An 18,417-nucleotide genomic window follows, 5' to 3' on the forward strand; every position below is an offset into this window, starting at 1 on the left:
TACAATACCAGTACCAACCTATACTGCAAAGACTTTAGCAGCCTGTTAAGGGGTTAAGGGGCTGCTTACGCAGCCCTCGTTATCCATCCCCGCACTAAAAGTACGAGGTCTTACGCGATTTTGATAATACCGATCGCTACGGGTCACTGCTGCACCTTGCGCAGTGACCCTTAAGCCTCACCTAATACTTGCACTCCCTCATCGAAACGATAACCATACACCACTTAAAACGTATGTTTATAACGCACTCAGTGCATTATTCCGAGGTATTGCTTTTATGCTGCACGGTCTCCCTCCCTTATTAAGGGGCCTCATTGCTTCTTTATTATTAGCACTCAATACACTCTTTTGGTGCTGGCCACTTTTTGCGCTTGCCTTATTAAAACTGATCCTGCCATTACCCCCTGTTCAACGTAAAATCCGTGTTGCCATGCACTGGATTGCTGAGGCATGGATCTCTATTAACTCTTTTTGGATGCGCTTGGTACAGCCCATAGATTGGGATGTGCAAGGCTTAGAAAAACTGGATCTGACTCACTCTTGGTTAGTCACTAGCAACCATCAAAGCTGGGTGGATATTCTCGCATTACAATACCAATTCAATCGCCGCCTACCCCTATTGAAATTCTTTTTAAAACAAGAGTTGATTTGGGTTCCAGTGATTGGCCTATGCTGGTGGGCATTGGAATTTCCATTCATGAAACGCTACAGCAAAGCTTACTTAGAAAAGCACCCTGAAAAGCAAGGCCAAGACCTCGCAACCACTCGTAAAGCCTGCGAGCGCTATAAAACCACTCCCGTCTCGATCTTTAATTTTCTAGAAGGTACGCGCTTCACTCAAGCAAAACATGCACAACAAAACTCACCTTTTAAACACTTACTCAAGCCTAAAGCCGGAGGCATTGCTTTTGTTTTAGATGCAATGGGCGAACAGTTACACGGTATGGTCAACGTAACAATTTACTACCCCGGTGGTCGGCCAACCTTTTGGGACTTACTCAGCGGCCAAGTCAAACGTATTGTCATGCGTATTGAAATCATGCCAATTCCCGAACAGTTTATCGGACAAAGCTACGATCAAAATATGGAGTACCGCGCTGAATTCCAAAGCTGGGTCAACCAGCTTTGGCAAGCAAAAGACCAACAGCTCAGCGAGATCATTACAGAAGAGCAAAATATCAAAGCCAATTAGCTTACACTTACCACCATAGTCGATGACGCGCGACTGGGCGAACAACCTCGATGCGCGTTATACTTATTGGCTTATTAAGCACCTGCACCGTGCGTTAAAGCTATTTTAGCGCACTCACTGCCTGCGCATTCACACCGAGTCTGCTGGTTAAAGCACTTGATGTTCCCTTCACACTAGAGGAGCGTTTCATGACAGTTATTAAGCAAGATGATGTAATTCAAAGCGTTGCTGACGCCTTACAATTTATTTCTTATTACCACCCCCTCGATTTTATTGAAGCCATGCATGAGGCTTATTTGCGTGAAGAATCTGCATCTGCAAAAGATGCGATGGCGCAAATTCTCATCAATTCACGCATGAGCGCCACGGGTCATCGCCCACTCTGCCAAGACACAGGGATTGTTACCGTGTTTGTTCGCGTAGGTATGGATGTACGCTGGGACGGTGCCACCATGGGCCTTGAAGATATGATCAATGAGGGTGTGCGTCGTGCTTACAAACTGCCTGAAAACGTACTCCGCGCCTCTATCCTAGCGGACCCAGCCGGCGCCCGTCGTAACACTAAAGACAACACACCTGCAGTGATCCATTACTCTGTGGTTCCAGGTGACAAGATTGAGTTTGATGTAGCGGCTAAAGGTGGTGGCTCTGAAAATAAAGCTAAAATGGCCATGCTCAATCCATCCGATTCCATCGTTGACTGGGTCCTCAAAACTGTTCCCGAAATGGGTGCAGGCTGGTGCCCGCCAGGTATGCTCGGTATTGGTATCGGTGGTACGGCAGAAAAAGCTGCAGTTATGGCCAAAGAAGTCTTGATGGAGCCCATTGATATTCATGAACTGCAAGCTCGCGGCCCACAAAATCGCACTGAAGAACTGCGCTTAGAACTGTTTGAAAAAGTTAACCAATTGGGTATCGGTGCCCAAGGCCTCGGTGGTTTAACCACAGTCCTTGATGTAAAAATTATGGACTATCCAACCCACGCAGCGTCACTACCGGTGTGCATCATTCCAAACTGTGCTGCCACCCGCCATGCTCACTTTGTATTGGACGGTTCTGGCCCTGCTGCACTAGAAGCACCTTCTTTAGATGCTTTCCCTGATATTGTCTGGGAAGCAGGCCCATCAGCTCGCCGTGTTAACCTCGACGAAATCACCCCAGAAGAAGTACAAAGCTGGAAACCAGGCGAGACCATTCTACTTAACGGTAAGATGCTCACTGGCCGCGATGCTGCGCACAAGCGCATGGTCGATATGCTAAACAACGGTGAAGAATTACCTGTTGATCTTAAAGGCCGCTTTATCTACTACGTTGGCCCAGTTGATCCAGTGGGCGACGAAGTTGTTGGGCCTGCTGGTCCAACAACAGCCACCCGTATGGATAAGTTCACCCGTCAAATCCTGGAAAGCACAGGCCTCTTGGGTATGATTGGTAAGTCTGAGCGTGGTCCAATTGCTATTGAAGCAATTAAAGATAACAAAGCTGTATACCTGATGGCTGTAGGCGGTGCTGCTTACCTAGTGGCTCAAGCCATTAAAAAATCACGTGTAGTGGCCTTCGAAGAACTAGGCATGGAAGCCATTTACGAGTTTGAAGTCGAAGACATGCCAGTTACTGTTGCCGTTGACACAACAGGGGAGTCAGTACACATTACTGGCCCAGCCCTGTGGCAGAAAAAGATTGCAGATAACCTAGCAGTTGAAATTAAATAAGCTAGACACTTCAATCAATACAGCTGCATTCAGGCCGAGACTTCCCTCTCGGCCTTTTTATTTATTGATGCCTTACATCATACCCTATCGAATTGCAGCTACTCCGTCCGCTGTCCCTCGCAAATACATCCAGTGAGCTCGGTGTTAGTGGCCAGTCTTTAACGGCTTAGGAAACTTACGTAAACGCCACGCTGGCCATAGCGCCAATAAGAACGCGACACCCAACAAAATAAAGGTACGTTCAAAGGCTATGGTTTCTGCTGCAAAATCCCCACCTAAGGACTGATGTTGCCACTCCAAAAACACAGTTAATAAGTTAATCCCAAAAGCCCCACCTAATTGCCGCACAAAGGTCACTGCGCCAGCACCATAAGGCAGCTCATCCACGGTCAAACTATCTAGAGAAGCTGTGCTCAGAGCTGGCATAATTAATCCTAACCCCATGCGCCCTAGCCCAGCAATGATACACAACCATAAAAACCCACTGGTTGCTCCCCAAATACCGTACCAAACCGATGAAAAAGCAAATAGAAAAAGTCCAAATCCCAACAACCAAACAATGGCTATACGGTCACACAGCCAGCCACTGGCAAAGGATGCTAAACCTAAAAAAACACCTGCTGGTAATAAAAGAATCCCCGCATCACCTGCGCTATATCCTTTAATTGTCTGTAGAAACAATGGGATTAAATAGGTTGAACCATACAGCCCTAATCCTAAAGCTAATGCCACCCAGCTCGCGCGTCGAAAAGGTGCTAAACGCCATAAGCGCAACGACAGGATAGGCTTCTTACTCTGTAACGTGCGCACAAAAAAAACAACACTGCAGATCAAAGTTAACAAGACTAAGCGACCTACGCGCCAATCCCCCCAAGCATAGCGTTGCGCTTCTGATATAGCGCCCAAGCCAGCAAAAATTGCAGTGGTCAACATAACAAAAGATAGTATATCTAAGCGCTTAGCGTTAACTTGCCTTTCATCAGGCAAGAGCCAATGCCCAGCAACTAGTAGCACTAAACATACCGGCAATGGCAACCAAAAAGCCGACATCCAACCAAAATGGTCAATCAAATAGCCACCCACCGTAGGCCCTATCGTCGGCGCAATCATTAAACCAAGCCCATAAACACCCATAGCTTTGCCGCGCCCACCGGCAGCATAAACACGAAATATCAACACCGTAGCTAAAGGTTGAATAATTCCAGCACACGCGCCTTGCAAAGTACGCAACACAATCAATTGCCAGCCCTCTGTTGCTAGCAAGGCAAGCACCGAGCAAATAACAAATAAACCAATACTAATGTGCACCGTTAACCGAGCACCTAGTTTAGTTTGCGCCCAAGCTGCCAATAACAATCCAGCTGTCATCGCTGCTAAAAAACCAGTGGCCAACCATTGCGCCATAGGCCGCCCCATTACGAACTCATCCATAATAGCCGGCAACGCTACGTTAATACTGGTAGATGAAAGCACCATAACCATGCTGCCGAGCATCAATACGCACAGCAACCACACTCGATACATAGGGCCAAAGTGGGCATTTAAACTGGCTAAATCTCGTTTCATGTGATGCTTTCTAGATTCGCCAACATACGGTTATGGATATCTTGGCACAGCTGAATATCTTGCTCCGACAACCCAGCAAACACCTCGGTGCGTACCGAAGTCGCAATGCTTTCAATTTGCTCGATCAAGCCTAAAGCCGTATCAGTAAGGAATATTTTTTTGACGCGACGGTCATGCTCAGCCAACTGGCGTTCAACCAAATGTTGCGTGGACAGCGCATCTAAGAGCCGAACTAAGGTGGGATTTTCTATTCCAAGACTGCTTGCCAACTCACCTTGCGTGAGTGGTTCTGAAGCACGAGCAATATGTAAAAGCACTTGCCAACGTGCTTGGGATAACCCAAGACCGGCTAAACGTCGATCGAGCTCTGCGCGCCAAGCACGCGATAATTGCGTGAGTTGCATTCCAAAGCGGTGCTGTTCATACATGGCTACGCAGTCTCCAAGCTATCCATTAGCTGACTCAGTATACCAATATTAAAGCAAGCTGCTAGAACAGCAAGCCCCACCTTATGTCATATAAAGCGGGGCGGTACCAAAACATCTATTTAACAATAATGCGCGCAGTATCCAAATAAACCGGCGCAATTTTCTTCAGTTCATCACGCTGCATATTTTCCGAAGCCAAGTGCACTTCTTCCAAAGCGTCAGCTAAATCATCCAACTCATCATCAATACGCTCAAGCGCTTGCTCCAAGGTATAGGTCAACTCATGAACCTGCATCATATCTGCGGCCGTCAGCTCACCCTTTAAAAGCTCCTCGAGACGATTATTGTACTCTGCCAAATGAGCCACTGCAGTTTGCAGGTCAGGCGATGCTACACCTTTAAAATGGGAAGGACGGTCATCATCAGCTAGCACACCGCCTGCCACCGCTAAACTTACTGTTAATAACGCACCTTTAATTAGATTTTTCATATCTCTCTCGCTCTACTTGATTTGCAAGTAACTTATCAAAAAACCATCGTAATGACAATCGTTATCATTAGCATTTCAGTAGAAAGAAGCTTCAGCCGCACACTAACTACCCATTGACATCCTCCCTGACCTAAAGGATGGGGATTCCTACTGCTAGACGACCATGCCCAGCCGCGAGAATTTTACGTGCCGCGTTGATATCGCGATCGTGGGTGACACCACACCCACTGCACGTCCATTCTCTTATTCCAAGTCCTGCGATACCTTTCGGCCTCGACCCGGGCAAACTGCCGCAACTCGAACAGGTTTGGGTGGTGTATGCCTCGTTTACTTCCTTAAAAACAATGCCTGCGTGAGCGCATTTATAGTCCAGCATTGTTTTTAATTGACCCCAGCCAGCGTCCAGCACTGACTTGGCCATCGTGGTTTTAACAAGTTTTAAGCTACTGACATTGCCCACATAGATTTCACCGCAGCGATTGACCAGCGTGCGGCTGAACTTGTGCAGGGCATCTTTTCTACGGTTAGCGATTTTCGCATGAATGATTTTGACTTGGGTTTTATTTCTGGCTCGTTGCGCTATGGCTAATTTTTCCTCAAGGCCACGGTAGAAGCGGCCCGCTTCCAGCTTGGTGCCGTCCGAGCAGGTGGCAGGAAGGACAGATAAAAAAACACCCCGAATAATCGAGGTGTTTTTATTATGATGCTTCTCTATGCTGCACTATTAATGCTCTTGTGCACCTGAACGACCAATACCGGTCTGACTGCGCACAGTTAATGCAGTAAAGGCATCACGCTCTTTATCAGCACGTGCGCTCTTATCGGTGATTGAGAAGAACCAAATAGCTGCAAACGCTAACGGAATTGAGAAAATACCAGGGTTCGGGAACGGACTGATCGGCTCTGCATTACCAAACACATCAACCCAAACTGTCTTACTCAACACAACCCAAATCGTTGCAAAGGCAAGGCCTAAGAAACCACCGATGGTTGCGCCGCGAGTTGTACAACCGCGCCATGATACAGAAAGTACCAATACAGGGAAGTTAGCACTTGCAGCAATAGCAAAAGCCAACCCAACCATGAAGGCAACGTTTTGATCTTCAAAGATGATACCCAGCAATACCGCTAAGACACCTAACACAAGCGTAGAAATCTTAGAAATACGCATTTCCTGCTGCTCAGTTGAACGACCACGAGCAATAACGTTGGCGTATAAGTCGTGCGCAATAGCTGCAGCACCAGCAAGTGCCAACCCTGCAACAACCGCTACGATAGTAGCGAAAGTCACGGCAGCCAAGAAACCTAACAACAAACTACCACCTACAGCATTGGACAGGTGTACCGCCGCCATGTTTGTGCCACCGACCAAATCTTTAAGCATATCGAAACTGCCATCAGCAGCTAGGTTAAAGTACTCAGGGTGACGCACCAACAATGCAATTGCGCCAAAACCAATGATAAAGGTTAGCAAGTAGAAGTAACCAATGAAGCTGCTTGCCCAAATCACAGATTTACGCGCTTCCTGCGCGCTAGATACAGTGAAGAAACGCATCAGAATGTGCGGCAAACCTGCTGTACCAAATGCTAACGCTAAACCAAGGGATAAAGCATTCAAAGGATTACCACTCACTGCTGCACCTGGTGCCATCAGTTCAGCACCCGTTGGGTGCACGCTCACTGCCTCAGCCAGCATAACATCTGGGTTCCAGTTAAACGCCATCAATACTAGGGCAGCCAATAAAGTACCACCTGCTAGCATCAGTACGGCCTTAATAATCTGCACCCAAGTGGTCGCGGTCATGCCGCCAAAGAATACGTAGATCATCATTAAAGTACCAATAATGATCACTGAAATTTTGTACTCAAGACCAAATAGCAGCACGATCAGCTTACCTGCGCCCACCATCTGTGCGATCAGGTAAAGCGCAATGATTAACAGAGAGGCACTGGCAGCCAAAACACGCATTGGTGTTTGTTCTAAGCGGAACGCGGTCACATCAGCAAAGTTAAAACGACCAAGGTTACGTAAACGCTCAGCAACTAAAAACATCACTACCGGCCAACCAAACAGGAAGCCAATGGCATAAATGATGCCGTCAAAACCACTAACATACACCATTCCCGCAATACCCAAGAAGGATGCTGCAGATATATAGTCACCAGCAATAGCCAAACCATTCTGGAAGCCAGAAATACCACCCCCAGCGGTATAGAAATCTGAAGTTGTTTGCGTTTTACGTGCTGCCCACCATGTAATCACCATGGTACCTGCGATAAACACCAAGAACATCACAATAGCCGATGTATTGGCTTGCCCTGTTGCCGCAAAAGCAGGTTGTGCAAACATAGAAAGCAGTGCGGTACTTAATAAAAGCTTTTTCATTCTACGTCCCTCACAATTTCTTCCAACAACGGATCAAAGGTTTTATTTGAGACGTAAACATACAAAGAGATCATAATGACTGCACTCAGCACAACCAAAATGCCCGTAAAAACCCCGACACTCATGGTCCAGCCTGCACCTAATGGCTGCGCAAATACCTCTGGCATGTAAGCCAAGGTTAAAATGAACCCAGAGTAAATCACCAGAGCTACAGCAAAGAAAATCATACTCACACGAGTACGACGTTTGACCAACTCCTCATATTTAGGATGCTTAAGCACCCGTTCAACTACGGTATCTTGCATTTTATTTCTCCTACTCAATCAAGCCTGTGCTTTGCGGCACGCTCGTCGAGTTATTTATTTTTATCAACTTCCTGCAATGCATGCGTGAAATCGCCAATTGCTGATGATGGAATATATGCAGCCACTGCAACTCGATACTTATTGTTTTTATTTGGATCTTGCTAATAACTGATTCATCCAAGGAAAGCTAATGTAATACCTTCAGCTCAGAGATATAGCCGACCTTGGTCTAAATTTGAAAAAAATAATGCATAAAAACAACACTTTACCCGCCTTTATCTAAGAAACGGGCGATGCATACCTACAAGATAGATGCACAACTGCCAACAATACCCTTGATTCTTACATGGTTATAACATTGATATACTCCTGCCAAGCCGCACCAGCCGTGGAGCCTCACGCAAAGCAACCTTGTCTACGCTGTCAAGCAATGACCCATCTGCTATTACTTAACATTTCACTCAGTACGCTGTTTAAAAGTGACGCTCCGCCTCTGCGTCATTTCGTCACTCCAGTAAAAAAACTACCGTTTTAAGTGCATTTTCACCAAGAAACCATAGCCTTATAACAAAAAGAACTTAAAGAAGATAAAAAACAGGCTTGTACGCTATATCGACCTGCACGATAATAAGCACCCATTTCATAACCGTTGATCTTTGACTATATAGCCATGAGCGAACTCTTACTTATTGTGGTCAGTGCCATCTTGGTGAACAATTTCGTATTGGTTCAGTTCCTCGGCCTGTGCCCTTTCATGGGGGTCTCCAAAAAGGTTGAAACCGCCATTGGCTTATCATTGGCGACAACCTTTGTTCTGACCTTGGCATCAATTTGCAGTTACTTATTACAGCAATACATTCTCAAACCTTTCGACCTAGAGTTTTTGCGTACCATCAGCTTTATTTTAGTCATTGCGGTGGTCGTGCAATTTACTGAGATGGTAGTTAATAAGACCAGCCCCATGCTGTATCGCGTATTAGGTATTTTCCTACCTTTGATTACTACCAACTGCATTGTTCTAGGTGTCGCGCTGCTCAATGCAAACCGAGGCGAATACACCTTTATTCAAGCCAGCGTAAACGGGTTTGCCGCGGGCATTGGTTTTTCTCTTGTTTTAGTTTTGTTTGCCGCGATGCGTGAGCGCATTGCCATTGCCGACGTACCTCAACCTTTCCAAGGCGCAGCAATTGGGATGCTTACTGCTGGCCTTATGTCTCTAGCCTTTATGGGCTTTAGTGGTTTAATCAAACTATGAGCATGGTGTTTATCGCCGTTACGGCGTTGGTTTTCCTGAGCCTAATTTTTGGTGCTATTTTAGGATTTGCCGCCGTACGCTTTCGCGTCGAAGGCAACCCCATTGCCGAACAAATTAATGCCATTTTACCGCAAACCCAATGCGGCCAATGCGGCTACCCTGGTTGCAAACCTTATGCAGAAGCCATTGCTGCAGGCGACAAAATCAACAAATGCCCACCGGGCGGCGAATCCACCATCCAAGCCTTGGCTGAATTATTGGATGTCGAACCTGAGCCATTGGACGCTGTAGAGGGCGAAAAGATAGAGGTAGTCGCCTTTATTCGTGAAGCAGAATGCATTGGCTGCACGAAATGCATTCAAGCATGCCCTGTGGACGCTATTTTAGGTGCTGCACGACAAATGCATACAGTCATTGCTAGTGAATGTACGGGCTGCGATCTCTGCGTTGAACCTTGCCCTGTGGATTGCATAGATATGCTTCCAGTAGCAAGCAGCTTACAAGATTGGAAATGGGATCTGCCTTTACCACCAGGCAGCATTATTGCCACAGATCGGGAGCAGGCAAAATGAGTACTTGGTTGATTCATCCATTGCGCGGCGGTATCCATCCGCCTGACTGCAAAACACTGTCCAATCAGCAGCCCATCCAACGTGCACCGCTACCTAAGCAACTTATCGTGCCTTTATTACAGCACATCGGTCATATAACCCAACCTGTAGTCAAAGTGGGTGATTATGTGTACAAAGGTCAGTTGCTTGCAGATTCTACAGCCCCACTCAGCGCGCCAGTGCATGCCCCTAGCTCAGGCACAATCAGCTTTATTGGTCCACAGCCTTACCCCCATGTTTCAGGTGAGATGCTAGACGCCATAGTTATTGACACCGATGGCTTAGACGCATGGTGCGAACTGCGCCCAACAGCTGATTTTACCAAACTGGCAATCCCAGACTTATTAGATAAGATCCGTCAAGCAGGCATCAGCGGCCTAGGTGGCGCAGGCTTCCCTACTTCGAACAAATTATCACCCCGCGCAGATCAACCCATTAGTACCTTGATTATTAATGGTGCTGAATGCGAACCCTATATCACCGCTGATGATGTACTTATGCGTGAACGAGCTACAGAATTGATACTCGGTATTGATATCTTAGCGCATATTTTGCAGCCTAAAAACGTACTGATTGCGATTGAAGATAATAAACCTGAGGCCATCTCTGCTATGCAACAGGCGGCTCAGGCGCGTGATTACCATGTGGTCAAAATCCCCACAATCTACCCATCTGGCGGTGAGCGCCAACTGATTCAAATTTTAACCGGCCAAGAGGTTCGCGCAGGACAAATCCCTGCTCAACAAGGCATTGTGTGTCAAAACATAGGAACAGTCTTAGCTGTGCATGATGCCGTCATCAATGGAAAGCCTCTGATTTCTCGCATCACAACCCTTACCGGTCAAGCCTTACAAACGCCAATGAATGTTGAGTGCCTGATCGGCACCCCAGTTCATGAACTATTGGCATTTGCCGGCCTACAAAATGAACATTTGAGCCGTTTGGTGGCAGGTGGCCCGATGATGGGGTTCACCTTGATCGATACAGCTGCACCTGTAATTAAAACCAGCAACTGTTTCTTAGCTGCAACTGCACAAGAATTACCCCCCCCCCCGCCAACCATGCCCTGCATCCGATGCGGTGACTGCGCAGAAGTTTGCCCTGCCAATCTACTGCCACAACAGTTACATTTTTATGCTCTCGGCAACGATCATGAACAACTTGAAGCCCACAACCTGTTTGACTGCATTGAATGCGGCGCCTGCGCCTATGTATGCCCATCAAGCATTCCACTGGTCCAGTATTACCGCGCGGCCAAAGCAGACATGCGCGAACAGGAACAAAAGCAGGTGAAAGCTGAACATGCCAAAGAACGCTTTGAATTCCGCCAAGAGCGCTTACGTCTCGAAGAAGAGCGTAAAGAAGCCGCACGTAAAGAGCGAGCTGAACGCTTAGCTCGTAGCAAAGCAAAGCAAGCGAAAAAAGCTGAACAAAACAAATCCGACGGCAACAGTGATAGCGCTGCGGCACAAGAAGAAATCAAACGCCTTAAAATCGCTTCAAGCATGGCACAAGTAGCGCTGCGTAAAGCTCAAAAACAATTTGATGAACATGGTACAGATGAACTTAAAGCCCAAGTTACTCAATTGAGCGCTGCTGCTGAGGAAGCTAAACAAGCACTACATAAGGCAACTAGCAAAGCTGAAGCTACTGTCCCTCCCAAACAAGGAGTAACAGACGATGAACTCAAACGCTTAAAGATCACAGCTAGCATGGCTCGAGTTGCTTTAACCAAAGCACAAAAGCAACTCGAAGCCCATGGCACTGACGAGCTTAAGGCTCAAGTCGAACAGCTCAGCAAAGCTGCAGATGAAGCAAAGCAAGCTTTAGATAAGGCGAATGAAAAAGCAACAGTGTCTGCACCACAACAAAGCTCAGCAAATGAAGTCAAACGCTTAAAGATCGCAGCCAGCATGGCCCGAGTTGCTTTAACCAAAGCACAAAAGCAACTCGAAGCCCATGGCACTGACGAGCTTAAGGCTCAAGTCGAACAGCTTAGCAAAGCTGCGGATGAAGCAAAGCAAGCCTTAACAGCAGCGACAGCTCGACAAGCGGCTGACCCAAAACCGACAGAAAAACCTGCTAAGCCTGAGCCCAGCGCTGCTGAGCAAGCTCTAAAAAAAGCTAAAATTGAGGCTGCCATGAAACGCGCCGCTTTACGCAAGGCCGAACGTGCGCAAGCTGATGCTAGCAGCATTACCGCTTTACAAGCAGAATTGGCCGAGGCGGAACAACACTTAGCCAAACTTAATCAATCTGAAACAGCGGACGTATAGCGCCCGCTGATGCAACATATTTGGAGCTCCGATGACTCTGCCCCGCATCACCTCACCACACGCCACAGGTGCCAATCGCACACAGCGCGTTATGCTACGCGTGATGGCCGCTACAGTGCCGGGTATTTTGACCCTCTGCTATTTCTTCGGCATCGGCCCACTGCTGAATATTGCCTTAGCCTGTAGTTTTGCTGTGCTCTTTGAAGCTTTGGTCCTACGGTTACGTAAGCGTCCAGTCGGATTCTTTCTCAAAGATGGCAGCGTTTTGGTCACAGGTTTATTACTGGCCTTAGCGCTCCCACCTTATTCCCCTTGGTGGCTCATCACCGTTGCGACAGGCTTTGCCGTTATTTTTGGCAAACAATTGTTCGGCGGCCTTGGACAAAACCCTTTTAACCCAGCAATGCTTGGCTATGTAGTCGTGCTAGTGTCTTTCCCTGTAGATATGACACTGTGGCCAGCTGCACACAGTATAGAAACAAGTGCCGGCTTGCAACATGTCTTCTTAGGTCAGGCTTTCCCTGACGGTTGGAGTCAAGCCACAGTGTTGGACGTATTAAAAAACAATAACAACCTCACTCTACAAGAGCTGTGGAATAACAACCCTGCCTACGGTCTGTTTGCCGGTTATAGTAGCGAATGGGTGAACCTAGCTTTCCTGCTCGGCGGTTTATACCTTCTACGCAAAAAACTTTTTAGCTGGCACGCACCGGTCGGCATGCTCATTGCACTGTTTATTATGAGTCTATTATTTTGGAATGGTAGCGGCTCTGATTCCAACGGTTCGCCACTGTTTCACCTGCTCAGTGGAGCCACTATGTTAGGGGCATTCTTTATCGTCACCGACCCCGTCAGTAGTGCGACCAGCGTGCAAGGACGCTTAATTTTTGGCGCTGGAGTGGGTGTGTTAATTTACGTTATTCGTGTGTGGGGTGGTTACCCTGATGCTGTGGCTTTTGCTGTACTGTTAATGAATCTTTGCGCCCCGACCATCGACTATTTTACCCGTCCACGAACCTATGGACACAAAGCTGCTAAGCGCGGCTTTAAGTCGGGAGAATAAAAATGCTGCCAGAAATTACGCGTTCTATGCTCAAAAATAGCCTTGTGCTTGCCGCCTTTGCAGCAATGACAGTGGCAGTGGTTGCAGTCACTCAGCAGACCACTCAATCACGTATCGCTGAAGCAGAGCGTGCCGCACAAGTTCGCGCCCTCGGTGAGATCCTACCGGCTGACAGCTACGACAATGAACTCCTCGACAATGTAATTTATTTACATGAGCCACTCTTAGGCCATCGCAAGGCAACACCGGCTTATTTAGCAAGCGCGGACGGAAAACCTGCTGCAATAATCATGCAGGCCAATGCCCCCGACGGCTATAGCGGCTCGATCAACTTGTTAGTAGGGGTTTTGGCCGACGGCACTTTAAGCGGTGTGCGAGTCATTCAACATAAAGAAACACCTGGCCTTGGTGATCAAATTGAGCTTGCCAAGAGTCCATGGATTAAAAATTTCGATGGTAAAAGCTTAGACAATCCCAATGAGCACGGTTGGGCAGTAAAAAAAGACCGCGGCGAGTTTGATCAGTTTGCTGGTGCAACCATCACACCTCGCGCGGTCGTTGGTGCAGTACATAAAGCACTACAATATTTTGATCAAAACCATACCGAACTCTTTGCGCAATTGAATACATCTGAGGTGAGTCAATGAGTGCGTCCTTTCGCGAAATCAGCATCAATGGCTTATGGAAAAACAACCCTGGTTTGGTTCAGCTACTTGGGTTATGCCCTTTATTGGGTACCAGCAACTCAACTGTAAACGCACTAGGCCTAGCCATTGCTACCGCCTTAGTTTTGATTTGCTCTAACGCGGCTGTCTCACTCATTCGTAACGCAGTCACTAATGCTGTGCGACTACCGGCCTTTGTGATGATTATTGCCGCACTTACCACCTGTATTGAGCTATTAATGCAGGCTTTCACCTATGAGCTATTCCAGATCCTTGGTATCTTTATCCCACTGATCACAACTAACTGTATGATCCTTGGCCGTGCAGAGGCCTTTGCTGCTAAAAATACCGTGTTGCGCTCCAGCTATGACGGTTTAATGATGGGCATCGGCTTTGGTTTGGTCCTAGTCATCATCGGAGCAACCCGTGAGCTTTTAGGCACGGGTATGTTATTTACCAATATGCACCTACTCTTTGGCAGCATTGCTGAGCACTGGCAAATAATTGTCTTTACCGATTACAAGGGTTTCTTATTAGCAATTCTACCGCCCGGTGCTTTTTTAGTTTTAGGCTTATTGATCGCATTAAAGAACTGGATCGATGCTTACTACACAGAACACATCGCCAGTAAAACTAAAGTTACGACAACTGTAGCAGCAGATCGTCGAGTCCGTGTGACTGGTGCTGTGGACTGACAATGGAACAGTCAGGCACATTGAGCACATGGAACGATGCCAAAGGGTATGGTTTTATTCGCGACCAACAAGGCCGAGATCACTTTGTGCACATTTCTAATGTCCACGGTAACCAACGCCCGCAACCAGGTGAACAGGTTGTTTTTATCCCCGGCACAGACAAAAAAGGACGTCTCCGTGTACAGTCGATGCGCAGCCTTGGCCCAGTGTCAGCCAACACAGCTCAGCGCAAACAGCGCCCACTCGCCGCTCGCAACCTTAAGAAAAGTCTTAGCCTAGTCTTACTCACTAGCCTTGCCCCTCTGCTAGGCGCTTGGCACATGTTTCAACAACACGCACTTCTATGGCCCTTACTTTTGTATATCGGCATGAGCCTGTTGGCTATCCTAATGTACTGGCGCGACAAAAACGCAGCTCAGAAGGGTAAATGGCGTGTACCAGAACAACAATTACATCTTATTGAGATGCTTGGTGGTTGGCCTGGAGCATTATTAGCTCAGCAACTTTTTCGCCATAAAACCCAAAAAATATCTTTTCAAGTTATCTTCTGGCTCATTGTTGCAGTTCACCAAGCGTACTGGATTGATCAGTTGGGCTTCTCTGGTGAGCTGCTAAGCAACTTGCTCTAAACAGCTCAACAAACTCAATCCCAGCGGCTCCGCATTACTGCACTCAACCAAGACAGTTAAAGCTGCCGCACCCAAAATACTTCATGCCTACGTACAGCTTTGCGCAAAAACTCATTCTCACCGGTCTTCGGCCAGCGACGCCCTGTAAACAATGCTTGGATATGCCTCCGTATACGTTTTTTCAAGGGCAGTGGCGGCTGCAAATCATGCTGCATTAATAAAGCCATAGCCTTATCAAGCTGTTGCTGCTCATTTAGCACATAACTGAATAACTCATCAGCAGGTAACTCAACCATTGCTGGCGGTAGCGCCACCCCCGTATTCGCCACTCCCATTGGCCAACGATCATTATCATGCAGATGATTGGCATATAAGAACAATCGCTTAGGTTGCCATGTACTTTGTTCTAACGCCTGATACAAAGCCTGTGTGGTAGCAATATGATCAGCATGCGGATCAATGTCTGGATGCGGCATCACCACAACATCAGGTTTAAAATGCTGTAAACACCCGACTAAATCAGCCACTAAGTTCTGCCATGTTGGCTGACCTGTTACATCGCCTGCAAGCTTGAGACTGTTGTACTGACGCACCCTGCGCGTATCAGTCTCACCGGACTCTTTCGATGCAAAAGGCACGCTTGGCTGCTTTGCCATTTCGGATAGCTGCATACAGTAATAACCGAGCTGCACACAATTAGTTTGTGGCACACCACCCCACAGCGGAATCGCTAAGCTGTCCCACGTACGTAAACGCCCTTTCAGCAGCGCAGCTTGCTGCTGCGACAAACCCAAACGCTGATAATACTCAGCCTCTATCTCACCTTGAGTCAAAGTAACGATGCTGACGTTATCTGCACTGCTATATAAACCAAAGGCTGCCAATTCGGCATCATCGGCATGGGGAGCAAGGATCATGATATTTTCATTAACAGGGCTAGTTTGCTCAAAGATGTACAATTCAACCACTGGATCAAGGTGACAAAAACGCCCCTGTACCGGCAGCCCTTCAGTCATTAAAGCCTCAGCCTGCCCCGTTAAATTTAAATAACGCACACCTTGCGCACCACGCTCAAAAGTTTGACTGTCATCACCTATACGTACAACAGGATCAAACCAACGCCCGAGCCAAGAACTTTTCAAACTCACTTTAGCAATTACTGTTGCTCCCGTAGAAAGTTGTTCAGTCGTGACCTGCCAACGCTTATTCACGGCAGTTAACTGTAGCCGACGGGTATTTTTAGGGAAACGATACTGATAATCATCTGTCGGTGAGTAAAACAAGTGATCAGCAAACCAAGCTTCATGCGCAGCCCATAGAATCAATAAAGCCAACGGAACAACCCAGAGCGGCATCGTCAAACCCAACACTAGCAAGCCCAGCAAGATGATAAAGATAGCCAAGCGCTTATTGCGACGGTGCTGCTTTAATAGTTGCTGTTTACGCACCGACATTAAGACACCTCATAGACGGCTACGCGGTTACACCAGCGGTCTTTATACTCACGGTCCGCGCGGCCAAAAGAGTAACGCAAAGACTTATTTAAAGCACGAGCATGCTGCCACTGCGCTTGTGTATTCACATAGCTCAACACACTACCAGGACTCATCTCATTATATTCCGGATCGACCCCACCATTGATGTACTCAAGGCTTACCCACTCTGGCGCTTCAACGCGATAAAGCACCTGATAAGCTACAGGAACATCATTAACCATAATATAATTGCCTGTTATAAAATCTCTAAGCAGCTCAAAGACCTCAGCGAGACATGTTTTACCCGGCACCGTAAAGCCCCAGCGTTTTTCAAACAACAAGCGATACATCTGCGCCTGCTCGGCTGCACTCAAACTGCTCACCGGAACAATGACACCACCCCGCTCTTCTAATAAACGCTGCTCACGACGCTGGTTATAACGAAATTTTTTACTGTACTGTTCCGGCTCACGAGCCAACGCTAAGCCTTCTTTTTGTTCTTTAAGGGTTAAAATACGCTCAACGTGTATTTCAGAAATATAGCGCCCCTTATGCCGCAAGCTAATTGTAGAGTTTGGCGCTTGCGGCAAAATGATTTCCGCATTGCCAAGATCAAAAACATCACGTTTTTTTTGTCGCTTTAGGACGGCTTTAGATAAAGCAATATGACGCCCCCAAGCAGGAAGCGCAGCCTGCAGTTGGCCATTGACACCTGACCAACCGAGGTAACGCACAGCAATCCCCGCCAAATCAGATAAACGCTCAACAACATCAGGGTGCGTGGCAACACTACCACCCCAGCGTAACCACGCCGCGCGGTATTCTTCAGCGCTGATAGGGTGCCAGCCACGCTCACGATATAGACGAAAATAGCTCAACATAATTTTAGTGGTTCCACTACCGCGTAATAAAAAAGCAATTCTAGCACAGGCAAAAAAGAGCTTTTATGTAGATCAACACCCACTTGCCGAGTACTGAATCAACTCACAAAGATGCCCAATAGAGGCATTTCAGGTAAGATTGCCTTTCCATTATTGAAGGCCATTGCATGCAAAAGCTCGATCACCAAGACTATTTAAACCTACGCAAAAACTGCAAAGTCATCGAACAAGACGGTTTTGGCGATAAAGTAATGATTCTGCAAGACGGTACGTTTTTAAAACTGTTTCGCCGCAAGCGTTTAATCACATCTGCGGCTATCTGGCCTTATGCACAACGCTTCGCCAATAACGCTAAGAAGCTTAAAAAGCTTGGCATTCCTTGTCCTGAAATCATTCAGGTGTATCGGATCCCTAGCATTGAGCGTGATGCCGTACATTACCACCCATTACCAGGGACAACACTACGGGACTTATACCGTGGCGATGTTGATTACCCTGCTGATCTACGCGAACGCTTTTTAAAGTTTGTTGAGCACATCCAAGACCTTGGCGTGTACTTCCGCTCAATCCATCTCGGCAATGTGGTACTCACCCCTGACAATGAGCTTGGACTGATTGATATCTCTGATATGAAAATCTTCCGCAGACCACTTAGTAAATGGCAGCGGAAGAGAAATGAGGAGCATATGCTGAGGGACTCTAGAGATAGATTTTGGCTTAAAAGCAGCACTAAATGAACCACTTCATTTATCTACTAAAGGCTAAGAAAGTGCGGAGTTAAATAACAA

18 protein-coding genes are annotated in these 18,417 nt (G+C 47.2%); 10 read left to right on the top strand and 8 right to left on the bottom strand.

Going from position 1 to position 18,417, the window contains the following annotated elements; genetic code table 11:
* Positions 1-277: 277 nt before the first annotated feature.
* Positions 278-1,192: an acyltransferase gene (locus tag TOI97_RS11320; protein WP_321554239.1), complete on the top strand. Its 915-nt coding sequence runs from the start codon at positions 278-280 to the stop codon at positions 1,190-1,192.
* A 188-nt stretch (positions 1,193-1,380) separates the two neighbouring features.
* Positions 1,381-2,904: a fumarate hydratase gene (locus TOI97_RS11325; protein WP_321554240.1), complete on the top strand. Its 1,524-nt coding sequence runs from the start codon at positions 1,381-1,383 to the stop codon at positions 2,902-2,904.
* Positions 2,905-3,048: 144 nt separating this feature from the next.
* On the opposite strand, the gene TOI97_RS11330 is transcribed toward TOI97_RS11325, so the two are convergent.
* From TOI97_RS11330 to TOI97_RS11355, 6 genes are all read right to left on the bottom strand, one after another.
* A complete protein-coding gene (locus TOI97_RS11330) occupies positions 3,049-4,470 on the bottom strand; it encodes a DHA2 family efflux MFS transporter permease subunit (protein ID WP_321554241.1) in 1,422 nt (473 codons plus the stop codon).
* Entirely contained in the window at positions 4,467-4,898 is a 432-nt protein-coding gene (locus TOI97_RS11335) for a MarR family transcriptional regulator (RefSeq protein WP_321554242.1), read from the bottom strand. Before TOI97_RS11335 ends, TOI97_RS11330 begins: the two co-directional genes overlap by 4 nt.
* Before the next feature lie 115 nt (positions 4,899-5,013).
* On the bottom strand, positions 5,014-5,388 hold the full coding sequence (locus tag TOI97_RS11340; protein ID WP_321554243.1) for a DUF6746 family protein: 375 nt from the start codon (positions 5,386-5,388) through the stop codon (positions 5,014-5,016).
* A 130-nt stretch (positions 5,389-5,518) separates the two neighbouring features.
* Positions 5,519-6,103, bottom strand: a complete 585-nt coding sequence (locus TOI97_RS11345; protein WP_321554275.1) for an RNA-guided endonuclease InsQ/TnpB family protein — start codon at positions 6,101-6,103, stop codon at positions 5,519-5,521.
* A 9-nt stretch (positions 6,104-6,112) separates the two neighbouring features.
* Positions 6,113-7,774 carry a cation/acetate symporter ActP gene (actP, locus tag TOI97_RS11350; protein ID WP_407651349.1) on the bottom strand — a complete coding sequence of 554 codons (1,662 nt, stop codon included), beginning with the start codon at positions 7,772-7,774 and terminating at the stop codon, positions 6,113-6,115.
* Positions 7,771-8,079, bottom strand: coding sequence for a DUF485 domain-containing protein (locus TOI97_RS11355; protein WP_321554244.1), 309 nt, complete (start codon positions 8,077-8,079; stop codon positions 7,771-7,773). Before TOI97_RS11355 ends, actP begins: the two co-directional genes overlap by 4 nt.
* Positions 8,080-8,749: 670 nt before the next feature.
* Here TOI97_RS11355 and rsxA point away from each other — a divergent pair.
* The 7 genes from rsxA to TOI97_RS11390 are packed head-to-tail and all read left to right on the top strand — an operon-like array spanning position 8,750 to position 15,273.
* Positions 8,750-9,334 (top strand): electron transport complex subunit RsxA, encoded by a 585-nt coding sequence (rsxA, locus tag TOI97_RS11360; RefSeq protein ID WP_321554245.1) that lies wholly within the window; start codon positions 8,750-8,752, stop codon positions 9,332-9,334.
* Positions 9,331-9,906 (top strand): electron transport complex subunit RsxB, encoded by a 576-nt coding sequence (gene rsxB, locus TOI97_RS11365; RefSeq protein ID WP_321554246.1) that lies wholly within the window; start codon positions 9,331-9,333, stop codon positions 9,904-9,906. The genes rsxA and rsxB overlap by 4 nt, the downstream gene beginning before the upstream one ends.
* Positions 9,903-12,221 carry an electron transport complex subunit RsxC gene (rsxC, locus tag TOI97_RS11370; RefSeq protein ID WP_321554247.1) on the top strand — a complete coding sequence of 773 codons (2,319 nt, stop codon included), beginning with the start codon at positions 9,903-9,905 and terminating at the stop codon, positions 12,219-12,221. The genes rsxB and rsxC overlap by 4 nt, the downstream gene beginning before the upstream one ends.
* Before the next feature lie 31 nt (positions 12,222-12,252).
* Positions 12,253-13,284 carry an RnfABCDGE type electron transport complex subunit D gene (locus TOI97_RS11375; RefSeq protein WP_321554248.1) on the top strand — a complete coding sequence of 344 codons (1,032 nt, stop codon included), beginning with the start codon at positions 12,253-12,255 and terminating at the stop codon, positions 13,282-13,284.
* 2 nt (positions 13,285-13,286) lie between these two features.
* Positions 13,287-13,931 (top strand): electron transport complex subunit RsxG, encoded by a 645-nt coding sequence (rsxG, locus tag TOI97_RS11380; RefSeq protein ID WP_321554249.1) that lies wholly within the window; start codon positions 13,287-13,289, stop codon positions 13,929-13,931.
* Entirely contained in the window at positions 13,928-14,644 is a 717-nt protein-coding gene (locus TOI97_RS11385) for an electron transport complex subunit E (RefSeq protein ID WP_321554250.1), read from the top strand. The genes rsxG and TOI97_RS11385 overlap by 4 nt, the downstream gene beginning before the upstream one ends.
* 2 nt (positions 14,645-14,646) lie before the next feature.
* A complete protein-coding gene (locus TOI97_RS11390; protein ID WP_321554251.1) occupies positions 14,647-15,273 on the top strand; it encodes a DUF1294 domain-containing protein in 627 nt (208 codons plus the stop codon).
* 56 nt (positions 15,274-15,329) lie between these two features.
* On the opposite strand, the gene TOI97_RS11395 is transcribed toward TOI97_RS11390, so the two are convergent.
* On the bottom strand, positions 15,330-16,727 hold the full coding sequence (locus tag TOI97_RS11395) for a PIG-L deacetylase family protein (RefSeq protein WP_321554252.1): 1,398 nt from the start codon (positions 16,725-16,727) through the stop codon (positions 15,330-15,332).
* The gene (locus TOI97_RS11400; RefSeq protein WP_321554253.1) at positions 16,727-17,629 is read right to left on the bottom strand and encodes a GNAT family N-acetyltransferase; all 903 of its coding nucleotides are present in this window, start codon (positions 17,627-17,629) and stop codon (positions 16,727-16,729) included. The genes TOI97_RS11395 and TOI97_RS11400 overlap by 1 nt, the downstream gene beginning before the upstream one ends.
* Positions 17,630-17,796: 167 nt before the next feature.
* Here TOI97_RS11400 and TOI97_RS11405 point away from each other — a divergent pair, with 167 nt between their 5' ends.
* Complete coding sequence (locus TOI97_RS11405; protein ID WP_321554254.1) at positions 17,797-18,366, top strand: serine/threonine-protein kinase; 570 nt, start codon at positions 17,797-17,799, stop codon at positions 18,364-18,366.
* The last annotated feature ends 51 nt before the right edge of the window (positions 18,367-18,417 follow it).

This window comes from Denitrificimonas halotolerans, from assembly GCF_034259425.1.
In the GTDB taxonomy this organism is placed as follows: Bacteria; Pseudomonadota; Gammaproteobacteria; order Pseudomonadales; family Pseudomonadaceae; genus Denitrificimonas; species Denitrificimonas halotolerans.